The organism is Nocardia bovistercoris (genome assembly GCF_015674855.1).
GTDB classification, from domain to species: Bacteria; Actinomycetota; Actinomycetes; order Mycobacteriales; family Mycobacteriaceae; genus Nocardia; species Nocardia bovistercoris.
The window spans coordinates 121375-142469 of record NZ_JADMLG010000017.1; the positions used below are offsets into that span (position 1 = coordinate 121375).

At 69.6% G+C, this 21095-nt stretch carries 21 protein-coding genes; 8 read left to right on the forward strand and 13 right to left on the reverse strand.

All coding sequences use genetic code 11. From position 1 onward, the window contains the following. The first annotated feature begins 72 nt into the window (after nt 1–72). The 4 genes from IT779_RS31260 to IT779_RS31275 all read left to right on the forward strand — a co-directional run bounded on the left by IT779_RS31260 (nt 73) and on the right by IT779_RS31275 (nt 4100). Nucleotides 73–1275, forward strand: a complete 1203-nt coding sequence (locus IT779_RS31260; RefSeq protein WP_196153061.1) for a CaiB/BaiF CoA transferase family protein — start codon at nt 73–75, stop codon at nt 1273–1275. Continuing rightward, nucleotides 1272–2543: an acetyl-CoA hydrolase/transferase family protein gene (locus tag IT779_RS31265; RefSeq protein ID WP_196153062.1), complete on the forward strand. Its 1272-nt coding sequence runs from the start codon at nt 1272–1274 to the stop codon at nt 2541–2543. The genes IT779_RS31260 and IT779_RS31265 overlap by 4 nt, the downstream gene beginning before the upstream one ends. Before the next feature lie 308 nt (nt 2544–2851). Continuing rightward, nucleotides 2852–3619 carry an enoyl-CoA hydratase/isomerase family protein gene (locus IT779_RS31270; protein ID WP_196153063.1) on the forward strand — a complete coding sequence of 256 codons (768 nt, stop codon included), beginning with the start codon at nt 2852–2854 and terminating at the stop codon, nt 3617–3619. A gap of 169 nt (nt 3620–3788) precedes the next feature. Then, on the forward strand, nt 3789–4100 hold the full coding sequence (locus IT779_RS31275) for a 2Fe-2S iron-sulfur cluster-binding protein (RefSeq protein WP_196153064.1): 312 nt from the start codon (nt 3789–3791) through the stop codon (nt 4098–4100). A gap of 207 nt (nt 4101–4307) precedes the next feature. Here the strand turns inward: IT779_RS31275 and IT779_RS31280 are convergent, their stop codons facing one another. From IT779_RS31280 to IT779_RS31295, 4 genes are all read right to left on the reverse strand, one after another. After that, complete coding sequence (locus IT779_RS31280; RefSeq protein WP_196153065.1) at nt 4308–5279, reverse strand: NADPH:quinone oxidoreductase family protein; 972 nt, start codon at nt 5277–5279, stop codon at nt 4308–4310. A 242-nt stretch (nt 5280–5521) separates the two neighbouring features. Beyond that, the gene (locus IT779_RS31285; RefSeq protein WP_196153066.1) at nt 5522–6310 is read right to left on the reverse strand and encodes an enoyl-CoA hydratase-related protein; all 789 of its coding nucleotides are present in this window, start codon (nt 6308–6310) and stop codon (nt 5522–5524) included. After that, nucleotides 6307–7338: a phosphotransferase family protein gene (locus IT779_RS31290; RefSeq protein ID WP_196153067.1), complete on the reverse strand. Its 1032-nt coding sequence runs from the start codon at nt 7336–7338 to the stop codon at nt 6307–6309. The genes IT779_RS31285 and IT779_RS31290 overlap by 4 nt, the downstream gene beginning before the upstream one ends. Next, on the reverse strand, nt 7335–8636 hold the full coding sequence (locus tag IT779_RS31295) for an acyl-CoA dehydrogenase family protein (RefSeq protein WP_196153068.1): 1302 nt from the start codon (nt 8634–8636) through the stop codon (nt 7335–7337). The genes IT779_RS31290 and IT779_RS31295 overlap by 4 nt, the downstream gene beginning before the upstream one ends. 81 nt (nt 8637–8717) lie before the next feature. Between IT779_RS31295 and IT779_RS31300 the strand changes: the two genes are divergently transcribed. Continuing rightward, entirely contained in the window at nt 8718–9368 is a 651-nt protein-coding gene (locus IT779_RS31300) for a TetR/AcrR family transcriptional regulator (protein WP_196153069.1), read from the forward strand. Nucleotides 9369–9639: 271 nt separating this feature from the next. Here the strand turns inward: IT779_RS31300 and IT779_RS31305 are convergent, their stop codons facing one another. Further along, on the reverse strand, nt 9640–10869 hold the full coding sequence (locus IT779_RS31305; protein WP_196153070.1) for an acyl-CoA dehydrogenase family protein: 1230 nt from the start codon (nt 10867–10869) through the stop codon (nt 9640–9642). A 392-nt stretch (nt 10870–11261) separates the two neighbouring features. Continuing rightward, the gene (locus IT779_RS31310) at nt 11262–12410 is read right to left on the reverse strand and encodes an acyl-CoA dehydrogenase family protein (RefSeq protein WP_196153071.1); all 1149 of its coding nucleotides are present in this window, start codon (nt 12408–12410) and stop codon (nt 11262–11264) included. 139 nt (nt 12411–12549) lie between these two features. Between IT779_RS31310 and IT779_RS31315 the strand changes: the two genes are divergently transcribed. From IT779_RS31315 to IT779_RS31325, 3 genes are read left to right on the forward strand one after another with little or no spacing between them, the layout of a single operon-like run. Then, nucleotides 12550–13851 carry a cytochrome P450 gene (locus IT779_RS31315; protein WP_332839052.1) on the forward strand — a complete coding sequence of 434 codons (1302 nt, stop codon included), beginning with the start codon at nt 12550–12552 and terminating at the stop codon, nt 13849–13851. Then, entirely contained in the window at nt 13848–14036 is a 189-nt protein-coding gene (locus tag IT779_RS31320; protein WP_196153073.1) for a ferredoxin, read from the forward strand. The genes IT779_RS31315 and IT779_RS31320 overlap by 4 nt, the downstream gene beginning before the upstream one ends. 59 nt (nt 14037–14095) lie before the next feature. Continuing rightward, the gene (locus IT779_RS31325) at nt 14096–14809 is read left to right on the forward strand and encodes an isochorismatase family protein (protein WP_196153074.1); all 714 of its coding nucleotides are present in this window, start codon (nt 14096–14098) and stop codon (nt 14807–14809) included. 113 nt (nt 14810–14922) lie between these two features. On the opposite strand, the gene IT779_RS31330 is transcribed toward IT779_RS31325, so the two are convergent. The 7 genes from IT779_RS31330 to IT779_RS31360 all read right to left on the reverse strand — a co-directional run bounded on the left by IT779_RS31330 (nt 14923) and on the right by IT779_RS31360 (nt 20772). Next, a complete protein-coding gene (locus IT779_RS31330; RefSeq protein ID WP_196153075.1) occupies nt 14923–15732 on the reverse strand; it encodes an NAD(P)-dependent oxidoreductase in 810 nt (269 codons plus the stop codon). Nucleotides 15733–15743: 11 nt separating this feature from the next. Further along, complete coding sequence (locus tag IT779_RS31335; RefSeq protein ID WP_196153076.1) at nt 15744–16562, reverse strand: NAD(P)-dependent oxidoreductase; 819 nt, start codon at nt 16560–16562, stop codon at nt 15744–15746. 11 nt (nt 16563–16573) lie between these two features. Beyond that, nucleotides 16574–17092, reverse strand: a complete 519-nt coding sequence (locus tag IT779_RS31340; RefSeq protein WP_196153077.1) for a DoxX family protein — start codon at nt 17090–17092, stop codon at nt 16574–16576. Then, a complete protein-coding gene (locus IT779_RS31345) occupies nt 17092–18051 on the reverse strand; it encodes an alpha/beta hydrolase (protein ID WP_196153078.1) in 960 nt (319 codons plus the stop codon). The genes IT779_RS31340 and IT779_RS31345 overlap by 1 nt, the downstream gene beginning before the upstream one ends. Before the next feature lie 7 nt (nt 18052–18058). Beyond that, a complete protein-coding gene (locus IT779_RS31350; RefSeq protein ID WP_196153095.1) occupies nt 18059–19693 on the reverse strand; it encodes a thiolase C-terminal domain-containing protein in 1635 nt (544 codons plus the stop codon). 112 nt (nt 19694–19805) lie between these two features. Then, nucleotides 19806–20000, reverse strand: a complete 195-nt coding sequence (locus IT779_RS38260) for a ferredoxin (protein ID WP_196153079.1) — start codon at nt 19998–20000, stop codon at nt 19806–19808. Nucleotides 20001–20064: 64 nt separating this feature from the next. Continuing rightward, the gene (locus tag IT779_RS31360; RefSeq protein ID WP_196153080.1) at nt 20065–20772 is read right to left on the reverse strand and encodes an SDR family NAD(P)-dependent oxidoreductase; all 708 of its coding nucleotides are present in this window, start codon (nt 20770–20772) and stop codon (nt 20065–20067) included. Between the last annotated feature and the right edge of the window lie 323 nt (nt 20773–21095).

Consider the following 21095-nt stretch of genomic DNA (forward strand, 5'->3'; position numbering starts at 1 on the left):
CGCGAGAAGGACGTGGCGATGGAACCTCGCAATACCGACACAGCGACGGGGCTTCGTGGAACGGACACGGCGATGGAACCTCGCGAAACGGACGCGGCGACAGCTCGAGGCGGCCCGCTGTCCGGAATCCGTGTCATCGATCTGACGGCGATGGTCATGGGTCCCTACTGCACCCAGATCATGGCCGACATGGGCGCCGACGTCATCAAGATCGAGCCGCCCGCGGGCGACAACACCCGGTACATCTCGGTCGGGCCCGAACGCGGCATGGGCGGGGTCTTCGTCAATGTCAACCGAGGTAAACGCAGCGTCGTGCTCGACCTGCGCGATCCAGAAGGCGCCCGCGCCCTACGCGAACTCGTCACGGGCGCCGATGTTTTCATCCACTCCATGCGCGCCTCGGCGATCGACCGGCTCGGATTCGGGTACGAGCAGGTCAGCGCGCTGAACCCGACCGTCGTCTACACCAACTGCTACGGCTACGGCCGCCGCGGCCCCGACGCCGACCTCACCGCCTACGACGACACCATCCAGGCCGAATGCGGACTCCCTTCGGTGCAGCGGCAACTGACCGGCGAGGCCACTTACGTCGGCACCATCATGGCCGACAAGATCGCGGGCCTGACCGCGCTCTACGCCACCACCATGGCCCTGTTCCACCGCGAGCGCACCGGCGAGGGCCAGGAGGTCGAGGTCGCCATGTTCGAGACGATGGCCGCGTTCATGCTGGTCGAACACGCCAACGGCGCACTGTTCGACCCGCCGCTGAGCTCCGCCGCCTATCCGCGCGCGGTGACCCCGAATCGCAGGCCGTATCGCACCGCCGACGGATACTTGTCGGCGCTGGTCTACAACGACAAACAGTGGACCGCGTTCGTCGACGCGGTGCGCCCGCACTGGGCCGGATCGCATTTCGCGACGCTGGAACAGCGCGCCGCCCGCATCGACGAGGTCTACGCGCTGCTGGCCGAGACCTTCGCCGAGCGCACCACCGCGCAATGGCTGGAACTGCTTCGCGCACTGGATATTCCGTGCGCGCCGGTGCGGTCCATGGACGAACTGTTCGACAACGAGCATCTGACGGCCGCCGGGTTCTTCGAGACGGTGGATTCCCCTTACGGGAAACTCCGCTTTCCCGGCCCACCCACCTGGTTCTCCCGCACGCCTGGGCGCGTCGCGGGACCCGCGCCGCGGCTGGGCGCCGACACCGCGCGGGTCCTCGATGACCTCGCGAGTCCGGCCGAGGGCGGCGCGAACGGACGGACGCGACGATGACCGAGACACTCGACGCCGCGTCACTGGACCTGCGCAAGATCCTGCGACCCGGCGACCGCATCGTCATGGGACAGGCGTGCGGAGAACCGAGCACACTGGTCGAAGCCCTGATCGCCCGAGGCGGTGAGATCGGCGGGCTGTCGCTGTTCGTCGCGACCAGCTTCTCCGGGCTGCTCACCCCCGCCGCCACCGAATCCTTCGAACTGGCGAGCATGGGGGCGATCGGCGCGCTGCGCGCGGTCACCAAGGCGAACCGGCTCACGGTGGTGCCGTGCCACGTCGGGCGGATCGGGCCGCTCATCGAGGACGGAAGATTCGGCTGCGACGTCGCTTTCGTGCAGGTCAGTCCCGCCGACGAGGAGGGCAGGCACAGCTACGGGCTGATCAGCGACCATGTCGCGGCGGCCGTGTCGGCGGCGCGGGTCGTGGTCGCCGAGGTCAACGACCAGGTGCCCTACACCTACGGCGAAACCCTCGCGAGCGCCGACATCGACTATGCCGTAATGGTTTCGCGCCCGCCGGTGCAGGTGCCGCCCGCCCCGATCGGCGCGACGGACGAGGCCATCGCACGCCACGTCGCCGCCTTCATCGAGGACGGTGCTGTACTACAGACGGGCGTGGGCGCGGTGCCCGACGCCGTGCTGCGGCTGCTCGGCGACCGGACCGATCTCGGCGTGCACTCCGGGATGCTCGGCGACGGGCTCGTGGACCTGGTCGAGGCGGGCGTGGTGACCAACGCGCGCAAGGCCATCGATCGTGGGGTGTCGGTCACCGGGGCGCTCATCGGAACCGACCGGCTGTACCGGTTCGCGCACCGCAATCCGGCCGTCGTCATGCGCACCACCGACTACACCCACGACGCGGCCGTGCTCGCCCGGCTGGACCGGCTGGTCACCGTGAACTCGGCGATGGAGGTCGATCTCACCGGGCAGGTCAATGCCGAACAGAGCGGCGCGGCCTATCTCGGTGGCACTGGCGGCCAGGTCGATTTCGTGCGCGCGGGCGCGCGGTCGCGGGGCGGACACGGGATCATCGCGCTGCCCGCGACGGCCAAAGGCGGCACCCTCAGCCGGATCACCGCCGCGTTGAACGGGCCGGTGACCACCGCGCGCAGTGATGTGGACGTGGTCGTCACCGAATTCGGCGCGGCCGAGCTGCAAGGCGTGTCGCTGGCGGAACGCACGCGCAGGCTGATCGCCATCGCGCATCCGGATTTCCGCGAGGATCTGGATCGGGCGGCGGCTGTGATACGGCAGCGGGGATTCTGATGGGCGGGCGTCGTCCGGGCTGCGCGCGCGGTGCCCGCGCACACCGTGCTCGCACCGCGCCAGGAGGCGTTTCGGCAGGCGCCGAGTGCCTCGAGTCGGCCCGTGCCTCGAGGCGTACTCGGCCTGTGCCCGGGGGTATTTCGGCGTGCTTCCAGTGTCTCGGGTCGGCCTGTGACTCTGGATGTGGTGCGAGTCTCGATTCGACAGTGAAGTTCGTGATGAGGCGAAGTCCTTGCGGAGGCGGCGAATTCGTGAAGCGGCCGCGACGACTGTGACGAGGCGGGTTCTGTGATGAGGCGAGGTTTGTGATGTCCGATGCGGTACTGTTCGACGCCCGATCCGATGGGATCGCCGTCATCACCCTGAATCGTCCCGAGCGGCGCAACTGCCTGGCTCGCGATGTGCGGGACGGGTTGGCCGAGGCTTGGGAGCGGTTCGAGCGCGACGACGCGCTGCGGGTCGCGATCCTCACCGGTGCGGGGACCAAGGCGTTCTGCGCGGGCGGTGACCTCGAGGAGATGGTGCGGACCGGGATGGCGGTGCCGCCCCGCGACATGTACGCCCTGCCCTACGACACGCTGGAACTGTCGAAGCCGACGATCGCGGCGGTGAACGGGGCGGCGTTCGCGGGCGGGTGGATGATCGCGCAGGCCTGTGACCTGTGCGTGGCGAGTACCACCGCGACCTTCGCCGTCACCGAGGTCAAGGTGGGGCGCAGTTCGCCGTGGGCCGCGCCGCTGATCCACATGATCCCGCAGCGGATCATGATGGAGTTGCTGCTCACCGGCAAGCCCGTCGACGCGCGCCGCGCCTACGAGATCGGGTTGGTCAACCGGCTCGCCGAACCCGAGGACCTGATGGCCGCGGCGCTCGAGCTGGCCACCGAGATACTGGCGGGCGCACCGCTTTCGGTGCGTGCCGCGCGCGATACGGTGATGCTGGCGACCGAGATGGGGCGCGCCGCGGCGTTGCAGGCCGCGCGGCACGCCTCGACCGCCTGCTATCTGAGCGAGGACGCGCAGGAGGGGCCGCGCGCGTTCCTCGAGAAGCGGCCGCCGCGCTGGTCGGGACGCTGAGCGGCGGCGTCACCACTGCTTGACCCGCCGGAAACGGCCGTGCTATGCATGTGCACAGCATTGTGCGAGCCGCAGCCCCGGCTCCGTGCGACATCGCCGGTACTCTGTGATGTCACCGCATCGAGGTGTCACCGCGTCAGGATGCCACCGATTCCAGGAGGGTGCCGCCATGGCAGGATCGTCAGTTCCCCAGCAGGACACCGCGACCGAGACGGTCGCCACCGTACTGCTCGACGGTTCGCAGACCCTCGTGCCGGTCGAAGCGGGCGTCACGATACTCGAGGCGGCCCGCCGCTCCGGCCTGAACCCGCCCTTCGCCTGCGAGGAGGGCAACTGCGGCACCTGCATGGCGCGGCTGGTGGACGGGCGCGTCGAGATGCGGGTCAACGACGCGCTCACCGACGAGGACGTGGCCGACGGCTACATCCTCACCTGCCAGTCCGACCCGCTCACCCCGACCCTCACCGTCGAATACGAGTAATCCGCCCGAGGTCGACGCGCGGTGGGTAGGTGACGCGCGGTAGGTAGGTAGGTAGGTAGGTAGGTAGGCAACGTCCGGCGGTGCGATGGACGATCGGCCTGCCTGTCCCGGGCCCAACGCGTCACCTCGATCGGCGCCGTGATTCGCACCCGCGCAGTCGAGTCGGTTCCGTGAGCCCGCCGCCCGGTTGCTCGGCCTGCGGTCCCTTCACGTCTCCGCGATGTCGATGACGACCTTGCCGACCGCTCGTCCCTCGGCGACGTGTCGCAATGCCGCGGCCGCCTCGTCGAGCGGGTAGGTGGCGCCGATGTGTGGGCGGAGTCGGTTGCTCGCCAGCAGCGCCCACAGTTCCTCTTCGTTGCGTCGGAATTCGGCGGGATCGACGTCGCGGAATTGGAATCCGAGGATGTGCACGCCCTTGACGAGCACCAGATTCAGTGGGATCTCCGGAATCCGGCCGCTCGCGTAGCCGATGGTGACGAAGCGCCCGCCGCGCGCGAGACAGCGCAGAGCGGGTTCGGACAGGTCGCCGCCGACCGGATCGAGTACGGCATTCGCGCCGTGCGGCACGGCCTCGCGCAGTGCGGCGCGCAGGTCGCCCGCGAGATGATCCACGAGCGTTGTCGCGCCGTGATCCCTTGCTGCGGCCAGCTTCTCGGCACTGGAGGCGACCGCCGTTACCCGCGCGCCCAGCAGCGTCGCGCACCGCACCGCCGCCAGCCCGACACCGCCGCCTGCGCCGAGCACGATCACCGAATCCCCGTCGCCGACACGGGCGGCCGAGCGCAGCGCGTGATACGCGGTGCGGTGCGCGACCCCGAACGCGGCGGCCGAGCGCGCGTCGACACCGTCCGGAATCCGAACCAGCGCCCCCGCCCCGACCACCACCTCCTCCGCGAACGCCCCGTGCATTCCGCTACCGCAGACCCGGTCGCCCACCGCGAACCCGTGCACTCGCGCTCCGACCTCGATGACAGTGCCTGCGAATTCGCTACCGGGCACGAACGGCGGGGGGACGCTGATCTGATAGCGGTCGGCGATGAGCAGCACATCGGGATAGTTGACCGCCGCGGCCACCACCCGCACGCGCACCTGATCGGCGTCGGCGCGCGGACTCGCCACCGTCGTCGGCCGCACGACTTCGGGCGGTCCGTACTCGGCGCATACTGCCGCGCGCATTCAGCGGCCCGCCGTCGTGCGCACAGCGGGCGCCGCCGTCGCGAGGATGAGCAGGACCGGCCTTGCCTGCGGCTGCGCTCCTGCTCGACGGTGCGTGCGCGGCGTCGCGGGCGGGTAGGCATGCGGTTCGATCGCCGCGAGCGCCCGTGGTCGTGCCGTTGTGCGCGTGAGTCCCGCCCGGGTACGCGGGAACGGCTTCGCCGCGGGCTCCGGTGGTCCTGCCACCGTAGGTATCGCGCGCATCAGCGGCCCCGCCACACCGGGGCGCGGCGTTCGAGGAACGCCTGTGCGCCCTCTTTCGCGTCCTCGCTGTGGAAAACCGTGTTCTGCCAATGGATCAGCCGCCGGTGCGCGGCGGCGGTGTCGGTGGCGGCGAGACGGACCAGTTCCTTGCAGGCCGCGAGTCCGAGCGGGGCGTTGGCGGCGATGCGCTCGGCGTAGTCGATGGCGGTCGCGAAGACCTGGTCGGCTGCGACGACGGCGTTCACCAGGCCGAGTTCGTAGCCGCGGGCCGCGGTGATCGAATCGCCGGTGAGGGTCATCTCGAACGCGATGTTGAGCGGGATCCTGGTGGCGACGAAGGTGCCGCCGCCACCGGGGAACATGCCGCGCCGCACCTCGGGGAAGGCGAAGGTCGCCGCTTCGGAGGCGATGATCAGGTCGGCGCCGAGCAGCAGTTCGAGTCCGCCGCCGATGGCGGACCCGTTGGCCGCGCCGATCACCGGCAGCGTCGCCTCGCCACGGGTGAGTCGCATGTAGGCGGCGGTGGCCGGATCGTCCACGGTGTAGTCCGCGCCGTCGGCGAAGGCGCGCAGGTCCATGCCGGAGCAGAAGGCGCGGTCGCCCGCGCCGACCATCAGCAGCGCGCCGACGGTGGGGTCGGCCTCGGCGGCGACGACGGCGGCCCCGATGCCGCGCAGCATGGCCATGGTGAGCGCGTTGCGGGCCCGTGGCCGGTTCAACCGCACCACCGTCACGGCCCCGACGCGCTCGATCAGCAGGTCATCGCCCTCGGCGTCCGGCGCGGTCATCCGCGATATCCGGTGGACTCGGCGAGGTCGGCGGCCCCGCGCATGAGTGCGGGCACGATGGGGCCGAAGGCCTGGAGTTTGAAGTCGTCGCCCGCCCGCTGGAAACCCTGCTCGAGGACGATGGCGAGTTTCCACTGCGCGAGTACCAGGTAGTAGTCGAGATCGTCGACCTGGCGTCCCGAGACCTCGGCGTAGTGCGCGACCACCTGCTCGCGGGACGGCATGTGGCGCTGGTCGACGTAGCCGGAGGTGGTCGCCTCCGGCGCCGAGGTGTCCTCGGGCCAGCCCTGCAGCATCCAGGCCAGATCGAGTTTCGGGTCGCCGACGGTGCCCATCTCCCAGTCCACGATCGCCGCGAGCCGTGCCGGCCCGCCGTCGCGGTACATGACATTGGCCCACTGGTAGTCACCGTGCATCAGGCCGGGCACGAAATCCAGTGGGCGGTGGGCTTTCAGCCAGTTCGTCGCGGTCTCCATGCCTTCGATCTCGCGGCCTTTGACGCGTTCGAAGAAACCGGTCCAGCGTTGCACCTGGCGGTCGTGGAAGCCGTCGGGCCTGCCGAGGTCGTGCAGTCCGCGACCCTGCCAGTCGACCTTGGACAGCAGCGCGATGCCCTCCGCTAGTTGCAGGGCGAGCCCACCCCTGGCCGCGTGGTCGCCGTGGAAGGGATCGGGCCAGCGGTCCTGGTGCTGCATCGGCGACCAGCCGTCGATGTAGCCCATGAGGTAGAAGGTGCGCCCGAGCACGGCGGGATCGGTGCACACCGCCACCGCCTCGGGATGCGGGACATCGGTGCCGCCCAGCGCTTCGATGATCCGCCATTCGCGCAGGATGCCCTTGTCGCGGTCGGCGGGCGCGGCCGGTGGCGGTATGCGCAGCACCGCACGGTGTTCGCCGCGCCGGATGTCGTAGATCTCGTTCTGGGTGCCGCCCGAGAGCAGCGTGACCTGCGCGGGTTCGCCCGCACCGGGGAGGCCTGCGTCGTCCATCCAGGTGGCGAGGCGTTCGAAGTCGAGGGTCTCGGTCATCGGTTGCCCACTTCGTGGTCGAGGAATTCGGCGTATTTGGCCAGCGCCGCTTCGCGTTTGGCGGGGATCCACTCGCTCGGCCACATGCCGTCGACCCCTTTGTGGTCGCGCAGGACCTGTTTGGCGACGGTGGTCTTGTGGACCTCGGTGGGTCCGTCGGCCAGTCCCATGACGGCCGCGCCGTGGATCATCCGCATCAGCGGCACCTCGTCGGTGACCCCGAGCGCGCCGTGCACCTGCATGGCCCGCCACGCGATGTCGTGCAGCACCGTCGGCATGACGACTTTCACCGCCGCGATGTCCTTGCGCACCTTCTTGTAGTCGTTGTACTCGTCGATCTCCCACGCCACGTACAGCACGAACAGCCGGAACTGCTGGAGCTGGGCGTAGGAGTCGGCGATGAAGCCTTGCACGAACTGTTTCTCCGAGAGCCTGCTGCCCGCGGTCTCGCGACTCAGCGCCCGCTCGCACATCATGTCCAGCGCCCGGGTCGCGAGCCCGATGGTGCGCATGGCGTGGTGGATGCGTCCGCCGCCGAGGCGGGTCTGGGCGATGGCGAAGGCCTGCCCCGCACCGCCGAGCAGCGCCGAATTCGGCACGCGCACATTCTGATAGTGGATCAGCGCGTGCTGGCCCGCGCCGGGCTCCTCGCCGTAGAGGCCGACATCGCGCACGATCTCGATACCCGGCGTGTCGGTGGGCACCAGGAACATCGACATGCCGTTGTAGGCGCCCGCCGCCGGGTCGGTCACGACCATCACGATCAGGAAGGCGGCGGTGCGGGCGTTGGAGGAGAAGTACTTCCAGCCGTTGATGATCCAGTCGTCGCCGTCGCGCACGGCGGCGGTGGTGAATCGGCCCGGATCGGCACCGGCCTGCGGTTCGGTCATCGAATAGCAGGAGAACAGTTCGCCGTCGAGCAGCGGGCGCAGGTAGCGGTCCTTCTGTTCCGGGGTGCCGTAGTGGGCGATGATCTCCGCGTTGCCGGTGTCGGGGGCCTGGCAGCCGAAGACGATCGGCGCCCAGGACGAGCGGCCGAGGATCTCGTTGAGCAGGGCCAACTTCACCTGCCCGTGTCCTTGGCCGCCGAGTTCGGGGCCGAGGTGGGTCGCCCACAGGCCCTGTTCGCGCACCCGCTCCTTGAGCGGGGCGATCGCCGCGCGCCTGCCGCCGTCCAGCGGCACGAACTGCTCGTGCGGCCAGACCAGGTCCAGCGGTTCGACCTCCTCACGCACGAAGGCGTCGGCCCAGTCCAGCTTCGCCTGGTACTCGGGGTCGGTTCGGAAATCCCATGCCATGTCAGCTCCTCTCCGTTTGGAGAATAAGCTTCTTCTGATCCAGAATGCAATTCTGAGTTCGATGGAAGGAGAGTCTCGGGCATGGAGCGAACCGACGATGTCGCGGCGAGAATCGCGAAGAAGACGCTGGCCAAGCGTGGTGCGGACTACGCCGATGAAGTGCGGCGGCTGCTCGACGCGGCGCTCACGGTGATGACGGCGGGCGGCATCGCGGCGCGCCCGAGGGTCGCCGACATCGTCGCGGCCGCCGAACTGTCCAACGACGCCTTCTACCGACACTTCCCGTCCAAGGACGCCCTGGTCGCGGCACTGCTCGAGGACGGGGCCGAACGGCTCGCGCGCTACGCGGCCCACCAGATGGACAAGGAATCCGATCCGCGCGAACGGATGCGAAGCTGGGTGGCCGCGATCCTGGCCCAAGCCGACGAGCGCGCGGCGGCCGCCACCCTCGCAGTGCTGTGGAACGCCGCGGGGCCCGGTCTCGCGCTGGAGGCGGGACCGGGCGTTGTCGGCAGCGCGCTTGCCACCCTGTTGCGCGACACCCTCGTCGAATTGGGCAGCGCGGCACCGGATTCGGATGCGCTCTCGATCGCGCACGTCGCCGTCGGTACGCTGGCGGATCTGCTGCGGCAGCGATCCGGACCCACCGACGCCGAGGTGGACCGGATCACCGCCTTCTGCCTGCGCGCGCTCACCCCGGCTGCGGTGGTGTCCGGCGCGGAGGGGGCGTGAACGGTCGCGACCGACAATGCGGTCGCCGGTTCAGTGGCGCGGTGTGCGCACGGCTCAGTGGCGCGTGCTGACCCGTCTGCGGTGGTGTCCGACGCGGACGGAGCGTGAACCGGCGCGATCGGCGATACAGCTGTGGGTTCAGCGGTGCTGCGTGAGCACAGCTCGACCGCACGCGCTCGCCATGGCCGCGGTGGCGTCCGACGTGGATAGGGCGTGAACCCGGCGGCCGACGCGGCGGCCGCCGGGATAAGTGGCGCGGTGTGCGCACAGCTCAGCGGCCTTGTTTGACCTGGTTGAACGGCACGTCGCGGTCGGCCGCGAATTCGCGCGGCATGCCGAGCACGCGTTCGCTGATGACATTGCGGGCCATCTCGGTGCTGCCGCCCGCCAGGCTCCAGGCCGCGCGGAACAGGTAGTCGAGTCCGACCTTCTCGGTGTCGACCGGATCGCCGGGATGATGCGTCGCCGCGTTCGCGCCTGCGATGCGCACCGCCATATCCGTTTGCGTCCAAGCGTTCTCGGCGCTGAACAGGCGGGTGACCGCGCCCGCCGACGGCGGCAGTTCGCCCGCGACGATGGCGGCGGTGACATGGGCGATGAGCTGATCGCGCACCACGTTCATGGCGCGCGCCTCGCCGACGTCCTCGCGCACCCGCCGCTCCTGCCACTGCCCGGTGGCCTTGGCGAGTTCGACCAGCTCGTTCGCCTCGGCGCCGAGGTGCGGGCGCGCGCCGCTGGTGTAGGGGGAAGTACCGCCGAGGGCCGCGCGTTCGTGGTCGAGCAGTCGCGAGGCCGCCTCCCAGCCCGCGTCGACGCGGCCGAGCACGTCGGCGTCGGACAGTTCGACGTCGTCGAAGAATTCCTGGCAGAACTCGGTCGATCCGGTGACCTGCTTGATGCGCTGCACCGTGACGCCCTCGGCGTGCACGGGCACCAGGAACAGGGTCAGGCCGCGGTGTTTGGTGACCTCCCAGTTGGTGCGCGCCAGGCACAGCCCGTAGTCGGCGGCGTAGGCGCCCGAACTCCAGATCTTGGAGCCGTTGAGCACCCACCGTTCGCCGTCGCGGTCGGCGCGGGTGGTCAGGCCCGCCAGATCGGAGCCGCCGCGCGGTTCGGACAGCAACTGCACCATGATCTCGTCGCCGCGCAGTACGGCGGGCAGGTGCGCGCGCTTCTGCTCCTCGGTGCCGAGGTCGAGCACGGTCGCCGCGCAGATCGCCAGGGTCGGCACATTGAGCATCAGCGGCATCTCGTAGCCGATGGACTCCTCCGTGAACGCCTGCTGATGGTCGAAAGTCAGTCCGCGCCCGCCGTATTCGACCGGGAAGCCGATACCGGCGAAGCCGCCGTCGAACAGCATGCGCTGCAACTGCCGCGCCCGGTCCCAGGCTTCGTCGGTGTCGGGCTTCAGGTCGGTGGCGCCCTCGGGCGGCATGTTCTCGCGCAGCCAGCGCCTTGCGCGTTCGCGGAATTCGGCGACGGGTTCGATTTCGGTGGACATCAACGGTGCCTTCCGTGCGGTGTTCGGTATGCGTTCGGGTGGTGCGCACGGTGCGGGGCGGCTCGCACGAGTGCGCGGATCACGCGGAGTTCGGGGTGCGGCGCACGCCGCGGGGTTTCGTCGCGCGTTTCATGTCGCGGACCTCGTGGCGCGGCACAGGTCCCACGGTTTCGCCGCGGGATTCGCGCCGTGCGTCGCGGCAGTGCGGTGCACGCCGCCGACCCTCGTCGTGCGGTGCACATGGCCGGACTTCATCGTGGGTTTCACGCGGCGGACCTCGTGGCGCGGCACAGGTCCCACGGTTTCGCCGCGGGATTCGCGCCGTGCGTCGCAGCGGTGCACGCCGCCGACCCTCGTCGTGCGGTGCATATCACCGGACCTCATCGCGCGTTTCACGCGGCGGCATCGATCAGATCGCTGATGCGGCGACGATGTTCCTCGGGGGTTCCGTAGAGAGCGCGGCCGAGGGTGATGCGGCGCAGGAACAGGTGCAGGTCGTGTTCCCAGGTGACGCCGATGCCGCCGTGCAGCTGCACGCAGTCCTGGGCGATCACCGGGGCCTTGGCGCCGACGTAGGACTTGGCGATGCTGACGTATTCGGCCAGTTCGGGCGCGGCGTCGTCCCAGGCGTTCGCGGCGGCGGTCGCGGTGGCCTTTGACGCCTCGAGCCAGGTCTTGTTGTCGGCCATGCGGTGTTTGAGCGCCTGGTAGGAGGCCAGCGGCCTGCCGAAGGTGTAGCGGTCGAACAGCCAGGTCAGGGTCGCTTCCAGGGCGCGGTCGGTGGCGCCGACCATTTCGGCCGCGGTGAGCACGGCCGCGGTGTGCGCCTGCGCCTGGATCGCTTCGACGGCTTCGGAACCGGTGTGCGCCACCGAGTCCGCGGGGACCGCCACGTCTTCGAAACTCACCCGGCCGGTGCGGCGCACCAGGTCGAGGGTGAAGGCCGGGGTCACGCTCACGCCGGGCGCGTTCGCGGGCACCAGGAGTTGGATCGGGCCGTCGGGGCTCTCGGCGGTGACCAGGAACAGGTCGGCCTGGTCGGCGGATTCCACGCGATCCTTGACGCCGGTGAGCCGGTAGCCGTCGCCGTCGGGTTCGGCGCGCACGCCGGGGGTGTGCCGCTGGTCGGCGGGGGAGAGCACGTCGAAGCCGAGCCCGGGCTCGTAGACCGCCCAGCTGAGGATGGTGTCGCCGGACTGCACGGCGCCGAGCACCTCGGCCCACCGGTCGGCTTGCCGAGTCAGCCCGGCGAGCGCGGCGTTGGTGGTGACGAACGGTCCGGGTGCGCAGGCCCGCCCGAATTCACCCGCGACCAAGGCGAGCTCGCTCATCGCGCGGCCGGAAACCGTTCCGCCGCCGTGGTTCTCGGGGATGAGCATGGCCATCCAGCCGAGTTCGGCGCCGCGCCGCCACCACGCGCGGTCGAATCCGGTGCCGGATTCGGCGAGGGTGCGCACCGCGGCGAGCGGAACCGTCTCGGTCAGGAATTCGCGGGTGGTCGTCTGGAAGAACCGCTGATCCGCGGTGGGGTCGTTGGGCATTGTGCCGGTCCTCTGGTTGACGCGGAGCTGGAGATATGGAAATCTCATATTCACAGATGAGAGGCATATTCTCAATCGTGGAAGCAACCGGCAGCGTAGCGGAATACGCGGCGGCCGTAGCGTCGAAGGGAACCGTCGAGTGGTGAACAACTTCCAGGATCTGGACTTCTTCCTCGGACAGGAACTGGTCGACGATCCGTACCCCTACTTCGACTCGCTACGCGAACAGTGCCCGGTCACCAGGGAAAAGCACCACGACGTCATGATGGTGACCGGCTACGACGAAGCGCTCGAGGTCTACAACGACACCGACCGGTTCTCCTCCTGCATCTCGGTGACGGGCCCCTTCCCCGGCTTCCCGGTTCCGCTGGACAACACCGTCGACGTCGAAGCGGCCATCGCCGAACACCGCGACTCGCTGCCCATGAGCGACCAGCTGCCCACGCTCGACCCGCCGACCCACACCGCGCACCGCGCGCTGCTGATGCGGCTCATCACCCCCAAGCGCCTCAAGGAGAACGAGGAGGCCATGTGGTCGATCGCAGACCGCATGCTCGACGAATACCTCGCCAAGGGCCGAGGTGACAGCATCCGGGAATTCGCCGGGCCGTTCACCCTCTACGTCATCGCCGACCTGCTCGGCGTGCCCGTCGAGGACCAGGAGGAATTCCTCCAGACGTTGCAGCGCGACCCGCACCGCAAGGGTGGCGGCGTCGGCAGCACCGGCGGGGAAGGCATGTCGCACAACCCGATCGAATTCCTCTACGGGAAGTTCTCGGCCTACATCGATGACCGCAGGCAGAACCCGCGCAACGACGTGCTGACCTCCATGGCCACCGCCACCTTCCCCGACGGCAGCACCCCCGAGGTGATCGACGTGGTTCGGGTGGCCGCGAACCTGTTCTCCGCGGGCCAGGAGACCACGGTGCGCCTGCTCAGCTCGGCGCTCAAACTCATCGCCGAACGCCCCGACATCCAGCAGTACCTGCGCGAGGACCGCAGCCGCATCCAGAACTTCATCGAGGAGTCGCTGCGGATGGAGAGCCCGGTGAAGGGCGACTTCCGGCTGTCGAAGACCGACACCACCGTCGGCGGCACCGACGTGCCCGTCGGCACCGTGGTGATGGTCGTCAACGGCGCCGCCAACCGCGACCCGCGTCGCTTCGACGATCCGACCACCTTCGCCGCCGACCGCGCGAATGCCCGCCAGCACTTGGCATTCGGCCGCGGCGTGCACACCTGCCCCGGCGCACCGCTCGCCCGCGCCGAAGCCCGCGTCGCCATCGAACGGCTGCTCGCGCGCACCACCGAACTGCGCATCGACGAAACCGTGCACGGCCCCGCCGACGCGCGCGACTACCACTACCTGCCGACCTTCATCCTGCGCGGATTGACCTCCCTGCATCTGGAATTCGACGTGGCCGACGGCGCCGCCCGATGAAGGCGACCATCGATGAGGACCGCTGCCGCGGCCACGGCGTATGCCTCGGGCTGTGCCCCGAGGTCTTCAGCCTGACCGACGACGGATACGCCGAGGTCACCGTCGCCGACATCCCGGCCGAATACCACGACGCGGTGCACGAAGCGGTGCGCAACTGCCCCGAGAAAGCGATCGTGGTCGAATAGCCGCGCCGAACGGCGAAGCGCGTCCCGAACCGGCATGGGCGGTGCGAGAATACGACATCGTGGATGTCGCCGACCCCGCCCAACCGCTCGAACCGCAGCCGCTCGACGCGCGGGTACTCGAACCGCACGCATGGCATATCGAGGAGCGCGAGTACGCGCGCCACGAATCCCTGCGCGGCAGACGCTTCGCCTACACCGAGTTCGATGTCGCGCGCACCGCGCTGGTCGTGATCGACATGGTGCCATTCCACGTCGACACCAATCCGTACTGTCGCGCGATCGTGCCGAACATCAACCGCGTCGCCGCGACGTTGCGCGAGGCGGGCGGCACGGTCGCGTGGGTTGTCCCCGCGTTCGCCCCGCCGAGCGCGCGGATGATCGAATTCTTCGGCGCGCGGGTCGCCGCGAAGTACAGCGGCTCCGGCGGCGACGGCCCCTACCCGGACCGCCTGTGGCCCGCCCTCGACGCCGACCCCGACGACCTGTTCACCGAGAAGTCCGCGTTCAGCGGTTTCTTCCCCGGCCGCTCCGACCTCCCGGACCTGCTCGAACAGCGCGGCGTCGACACCGTGCTCATCACCGGTACCGTCACCAACGTCTGCTGCGAATCCTCGGCCCGCGACGCGAGCACCAGAGGTTTCCGCGTCGTCATGGTCGCCGACGCCAACGCCGCCCGCCGCGACCGCGACCACAACGCCACCCTGCACACCGTGTACCGCTCCTTCGGCGACGTACGCCCCACCGAAGACCTGCTGACCATGATCACCGCCTGAGTCCGGGGCCGCACCGTGTCCGCGGTATGTCCAACGTCGGAGGATACGGGTGGAGACGGGCGGTTCCGGCCGACGATCTCATCGGCGGTGGTCTGCGCGATTCGATGATCCGGTCAGTTCGGGTTGTCGACGGGTAAGCCCGCGTCGATGGCGGCGTCGAGCAGGCCGAGGTCGCCGCCCAGATCGGCGGCAAGGTTGCGCGCTACGGCGACGTCCTTGCTGAGGAATTCGCCGACCGCGGTGCGGAAGGCCGCCACCGCGCCCGCGCCCGCGACGCTCTGGAGGGCGCGGCCGCTGCTGCTGGCGTGGGGGAGTGCGGCGAGCAGGGCGGCTTCCTCCAGGCCGAGCTGGCCGCCGAGGCGCACGGCTTCGGCGACCAAGCCGATCTGGGCCGCGAACAGAGCGTTGTTGACCAGTTTGACCCGCTGTCCCGCGCCGAGCGGTCCCACGTGCAGCACCGGGTCGGCGTAGGCACTCAAGGCTCCGCGCGCCCGGTCGACCGCCGCGGTATCGCCGCCGAGGAATACCGTCAACTGGCCCGCCGCTATGTTGTGCGGGCCTCCGCTGACCGGTGCGTCCACCACGGCGACACCGTAAGCGGTCGCCGCCGTGGCGATCTCGGCGGCGGTACCCGGATTGCCCGTGGTGTGCACGACTACGACCGCGCCGCGCGGCAACGTCTCGAGCAGCGACCCGCCCAGACATACCTCGCGCACCTGATCGTCGGTGAAGACGCAGACCACGAAAACCTCGGCGTCGACCGCGGCCTCGGCGACCGTGGCGGCGGGCTGTGCGCCGATCTCGGCGAGTGCGGTGCGCGCATCGGCGGAACGGCCCACCGCGCGCACCGCGTGTCCGCCCGCGACCAGCCGTTCGACCATCGGGCGGCCCATCCGCCCCGCGCCGACGAATCCGATGCGCACCGTGTCCTCCTTCAGCGTGAGCGGTCCATGAGCGCCAAGGTGGCGTCGGCCGCGTCGAGCACGACGCCCGGGGTCACGCCCGCGGCATCGGCCAGGCCCGCGACCAAACCGACATCTTTGCGCAGCAGGTCACCCGCGTGCAAGGCCAGGCGGTCGAGGTTGCCGCCACCGGCGACGACCCGACCGAGCGCGAAGCTGTTCGCGGTGCCGTTGGAGATCACCTCGCCGAGCCGTTCGCCGCTGAGGCCGAGCGACTTGCCGAGCTCGAGCGCGGTGGCCGAGGTCGCCAGGTTGGCGGTGAACAGCAGGTTGTTGAGCAGTTTGGTGACCTGTCCCGCGCCGACCTCGCCGAGGTGCACGATGGGGTTGCCGTAGGAGGCGAACACCGGTCGGGCGCGTTCCACGGCCTCGGTCTCCCCGCCGACCATGACGAGCAGGGTGCCTGCCTCCGCGGCGGGACCGCCGCCGCTGACCGGCGCGTCGATCACCGAAACCCCCTGGGAACTGGCAATTTTCGCCAGGTCACGACAGGTGTCGGGGTGCACGGTGGCATGGATCGCCAGGATCGATCCCGGCGCCATCCCGGCGAGCACACCGTTCTCGCCGGTGACCACCTCGCGCACGTCGGCGTCGCCGACCACGCACAGGCAGACCAGGTCGCTGCGCGCGCCGAGGTCGGCGGGCGATTCGGCGACGACCGCCGCGGTGTCGGCGTAGGGCTCGAGCGAAGCCGCCCGGCGCGCCCACAGCGTGGTCGGGTGGCCCGCCTCCACGATGCGGCGTGCCATCGGCCCGCCCTGACTGCCCAATCCGATGAATCCGACGCGCATCAGCGCACCTCCTAGCTCTGTTCGGTTGTCTCGTTCTTCGCGGGCGCGGGCCGGTAGAACACGGCCAGCAGACCCGCCGTGCCCGCCACGCCGAGGCCGAGGGCGATGCCGCCGCCCGCCCACCCGGTGATCGCGATGTCGAACGCGTGGTCCAGCGACAGCCATCCCGGTCCGGAGAAGCCGAGCGCGAGCGCGACCACCGCGAGCACGAGAACGTACTCGTAGCCTTCCTTGAACACGAAGAAGCCGTTGCGCCGGTGCGCGAGCAGGCCCGCGACCAGCATCACCGACACCACGGCGGCCGCGGCGAACGGCGTGAGCAGGCCGACGATCAGCAACGCGCCCGCGCCGATCTCGGTGATCACGCTGAACCACGCCTGCAGTACGCCGTTGCGCAGCCCGAGGCCGCCGAACCAGCGCGCGGTGCCTTCGATGCGTCCGCCGCCGATCCAGTGGTTGAGCCCGTGCGCGATCATCGTCACACCGACGACCAGCCGCAGCAGCAGCGGGGCGATATCGGTGACCTCCATTACCTCACCTCCGTGGCCGCGATCTCGCCGCCGTCGAATTGTCGTGCCGGACCACTGAACTCACCGGTCTCGGCGGCGACGACGCATTCCTCCGCGAAGGAGAGCACCCGCAGGTGATAGGCGGTCGCCGTGTAACCGAGACTGCTGTTGTGGCCGGTATTGGGCTGCTGATTCAATACCACGCGCGGCGCGGCTTCGAACAGTGCCCCGATCTCGGTCATGTCCTCGGCGGTATTACACCAGACCTTCTCGAATTCGCCCAGGGTGTAGTGCACCGGAACCCGCACCCGCGCCGCGACCTGCGGAAAGATGTTTTCGGCCCAGTTGGCGATGGTGGCTGCCTCCAACTGCGTGCCCGTGGCGGCGATGGCCGCGCCGCCGACGAGATCGGGCGGATAGATCCGGCCGGGATGCCACAGCAGCGAGCCCAGCCCGACCGGGCGCGAACCGTCCGCGCGGCCCCACAGCAGTCGGTGGGCTTCGGGCTGGTGCGTGCGTCCGGTGCCCGCGATCTCGAGTCCGATCACCTCGGCCGCGCGCGCGTCACCCGCCATGCGGATGGCGAGTTCGCAACCGGCGGAATGCGCGAACAGGAACAGTCCGGCGCCGCGCGGTCGCGCACCGAGGATCTCGCCCACCGCGCCGTACATGAGGTCGACGCGGCGCCCCGGGGTGTCGAGCCGGTCCGCGAACGGCCGGGAATCGCCGTAGCCGGGGCGGTCGAGGGCGAGCACGGTGTAGCCGAGTCGTTCGGCTACCCGCAGCAACGACAGTTCGGGATGGCCGGGACAGTCGAAATACGCGGAAGAAGTCGCCCCGCCGTGCAGCGCGACCACGACCGCGCGCGGCGATTCGGCCTCGACGAGCAGCCCCGACACCGGGATGCCGTCGACCTCGGCGCGCACGGCCGTCGGGCTGCCGTCCTCGAATCCACACAGCTCGGTATCGGTGAGCGTCATCGCGGCGTCAGTTCTCGGTCCGCAGCAGCATCACGCCGCCCGGCGTGAGCCCACCGCTGGACACCACGGCGACCCGCGCGTCGGCGACCTGCCGAACACCCGCCGCGCCGCGCAACTGGACCACCGCCTCGTGCAGCAGACCCATGCCGTGGGTGCGCCCGTGCGAGAGCTGTCCGCCGTGCGTGTTGACCGGGATCGCGCCGTCGCGGGCGATGTTCTTGCCGCCGTCGAGGAAGTCCTTGGCCTCGCCGATCCCGCAGAAGCCGAGCGCCTCGATCCAGGACAGGCAGTTGAAGGTGAACCCGTCGTAGAGTTCGGCCACGTCGACGTCGCCGGGCCGCAGCGTGGTTCGCGACCACAGGTGCGCGGCGGGCCCGAGGACCTGTGGTTCGTGGGTCAGCGTGCTCTGGTCCCATTCCAGGCGTTCCACGATCTGCGTGCCGACCGCCTCCACCAGCACCGGCACGGACGGCAGGTCCCGCGCGGCGTCCACGGCCGAGACCACCACCGCGACCGCGCCGTCACACGGCACGTCGCAGTCGTAGAGGCCGAACGGCGTGGTGATGGACCGCGCGCCGAGATAGTCCTCCATGGTCATCGGATCGCGGTAGACCGCACTCGGTTCGAGTTCGGCGTTGGCGCGCTGGTTGAGCGCGATCCAACCGAGGGTCTCGCGGGTGGTGCCGTAGCGGTGGAAATGCCGCTGCGCGTTCTGGGCAAGGGTGTGCGCGGCCGAGATGGCGCCGAACGGCATCATCCAGCTCGCGGTTCGCCCGCCGGAGGACGGGATGCGGCCCGCCTTCAGCAACTCGTTGAACGTCGATTCCCAGACGGTGCGGAAGCACAGCACGTGGCGCGCGAGTCCGGTGGCGACCGCCGTCATGGCGGCGATCACCGAACCGCCGGGGCCGAAGGTCTCCATGCCGCCGTTGTACCAAGTCGGCCGCAGCCCCAGCGCGGCCTCGACCGCGGTGGTCCCGCCCTCGCCGAAGCCGCCGACATTGCCTGCCCCGGGATAGGACGACAGGCCGTCGATATCGGCGAAGGTGAGTCCGGCGTCGGCGACCGCGCGCTCGCACGCTTCCACGGTCAGTGCCAGCGGCTCGACCATGAGTCGGCGGCCGAGCCGCGACATGCCGATGCCGGTGAGCGCGACTTTGTCCTCGAACTTTTCCTGGCGCACCATCGGCCGCACGAATTCGCCGAAGCGTTCCGGCGCGATCTCGTCCTCGGGCAGCGGTCCCGGTTCGGACTGGTCGGCGGTGGGCCGGAACAGCGGCAGCCACACGTCGGCGTCCTGCCGGAACACCACCTCGACCCGAGTGCCGATCGTCAGCTCGGCAGGATCGGCGTCGATGATGTTGGTGGTCAACCGAACTCGCGGATCCTCCACCAGCGCGACCTGCGCCACCACATACGGCGGCGTGAGTCCTGGCACCGCGAAACGGTGATTGACGGTGAAGCTCGCGATCGTCGCCAGCCCGGAGACCTCCCGCACGCCGAGGTCGCGACCCCGGCAGTGGCGGCAGACCGGTTGCGGCGGGTGGATCAGCGCCGCGCAGCCGCGGCATTCCCGGATGCGCAGAATCCCGTCGGCGCCCGAGGTCCAGAAGAACTCGGTGTCCAGGGTGAGCAGGGGCAGTGGCCGACCCGACGGCTCACCCTTCTGCGCGGATTCCTTGTCCGCGTCCGGCACGGCGCGTCCTCCATTCTCTGCCTGGTGCAGGTGTCTGCGCTGTGCAGGCGGCTGCTGGTTATTCTTCGATCGAGATCGCGCGCTCGGGGCAGGAGTGCACGGCTTCGCGCACCTGCTCCTGCTCGCTGTCGGCGACGATTTCGGCGGTCGGGGTCGAGTGGCCGTCGAAATCGCTGAGCTCGAAGGACTTCGGGGCGATCATCGCGCACAGCGTGTGCCCCTGGCATCGTCCCTGATCGACATGGACCTTCACGATCTGTGTTCCTTTGCTTCGAATGTGAGCAGTCGAGGGTGAGCGGTACCGGGTGCGGGCTGGATCAGGTGTTGCGTCCGCCGTTGACGCCGAGGATCTGCCCGGTGATGTAGGAGGCATCCTCGGAGATCAGGAACGCGCAGGCCGCGGCGATATCGGCCGGGGTGCCGACCCGGCGGACCGGGGTGCGTTGGATGTGGTCCTCGACGGTGCCGCCGAGGCGGCGCGCCTCTTCGTTCTTGCGCAGCATCGGGGTGTCGATGAAGCCCGGCGGCACGGCGTTGACCGTGATGCCGGACGGGCCGAGTTCAAGGGCCAGCGCCTTGGTCAAACCGTTCACCGCGGATTTGGCCGAGACGTAGTGCGACATGAACGGCTGCCCCGAATGCGTGCTCGAGGAGGAGATGTTCACGATGCGGCCCCAGCCCGCCTCGAGCATATCGGGCAGCACGGCCTGGACGCAGTGGAAGACGCCGTGCAGGTTGACGTCGATGACCCGCTTCCACTCCTCGAAATTGATGTTCTGGAAGCGTTTGAAGCCGTCGAGGCCCGCGGCGTTCACCAAAACGGTGACCGGGCCGAGGGCCGCGCGCACGCTGGTGATCGCTTCGTTGACCTGGTCGGGGTCGGTGACGTCGGCCCGGTAGGCGAAGTCGTCGTCGGCTGGGGGGTTGAGGTCGAGGGTCGCGACGTGAAAGCCGTTGTCGCGTAGGCGTTGTGCTACGCCTAGTCCGATACCCGAGGCGCCGCCGGTTACTACCGCCGTTTTCATGCTGTGGTCTCCTCGGTGTCGGTGCTGCGTTGCGGGGGCTGAATCGGGACCGGTGGGGGTGTAGTGTCGGACACAAGAATCTCCCTTCCGGATGTGAGAACCGTACTCTCGCGGGGTTGCGGTTCGCAAGGGCGGAGGGCGGTGCGGCTGCTTCGGGTGTAGCTCTTCGCAATGGTTTTTCGGCTGTGTTTATTTTTGCGGCGCCTGCGGCGCCGCGGGTTCGCGGCTTTTATGTCTCGCGTCCCAGCGGTCGATACTTGCTCCTGCGTCGCATCGTCTCGACCGCTGGGACGCGAGTCGCCGCGAACCGTCGGTCGTCTGGC

Coding starts and splice junctions, on each gene's coding strand:
- IT779_RS31260 (WP_196153061.1), top strand. CDS start 73: ATGGAACCTCGCGAAACGGACGCGGCGACAGCTCGAGGCGGCCCGCTG.
- IT779_RS31265 (WP_196153062.1), top strand. CDS start 1,272: ATGACCGAGACACTCGACGCCGCGTCACTGGACCTGCGCAAGATCCTG.
- IT779_RS31270 (WP_196153063.1), top strand. CDS start 2,852: ATGTCCGATGCGGTACTGTTCGACGCCCGATCCGATGGGATCGCCGTC.
- IT779_RS31275 (WP_196153064.1), top strand. CDS start 3,789: ATGGCAGGATCGTCAGTTCCCCAGCAGGACACCGCGACCGAGACGGTC.
- IT779_RS31280 (WP_196153065.1), bottom strand. CDS start 5,279: ATGCGCGCGGCAGTATGCGCCGAGTACGGACCGCCCGAAGTCGTGCGG.
- IT779_RS31285 (WP_196153066.1), bottom strand. CDS start 6,310: ATGACCGCGCCGGACGCCGAGGGCGATGACCTGCTGATCGAGCGCGTC.
- IT779_RS31290 (WP_196153067.1), bottom strand. CDS start 7,338: ATGACCGAGACCCTCGACTTCGAACGCCTCGCCACCTGGATGGACGAC.
- IT779_RS31295 (WP_196153068.1), bottom strand. CDS start 8,636: ATGGCATGGGATTTCCGAACCGACCCCGAGTACCAGGCGAAGCTGGAC.
- IT779_RS31300 (WP_196153069.1), top strand. CDS start 8,718: ATGGAGCGAACCGACGATGTCGCGGCGAGAATCGCGAAGAAGACGCTG.
- IT779_RS31305 (WP_196153070.1), bottom strand. CDS start 10,869: ATGTCCACCGAAATCGAACCCGTCGCCGAATTCCGCGAACGCGCAAGG.
- IT779_RS31310 (WP_196153071.1), bottom strand. CDS start 12,410: ATGCCCAACGACCCCACCGCGGATCAGCGGTTCTTCCAGACGACCACC.
- IT779_RS31320 (WP_196153073.1), top strand. CDS start 13,848: ATGAAGGCGACCATCGATGAGGACCGCTGCCGCGGCCACGGCGTATGC.
- IT779_RS31335 (WP_196153076.1), bottom strand. CDS start 16,562: ATGCGCGTCGGATTCATCGGATTGGGCAGTCAGGGCGGGCCGATGGCA.
- IT779_RS31340 (WP_196153077.1), bottom strand. CDS start 17,092: ATGGAGGTCACCGATATCGCCCCGCTGCTGCTGCGGCTGGTCGTCGGT.
- IT779_RS31345 (WP_196153078.1), bottom strand. CDS start 18,051: ATGACGCTCACCGATACCGAGCTGTGTGGATTCGAGGACGGCAGCCCG.
- IT779_RS31360 (WP_196153080.1), bottom strand. CDS start 20,772: ATGAAAACGGCGGTAGTAACCGGCGGCGCCTCGGGTATCGGACTAGGC.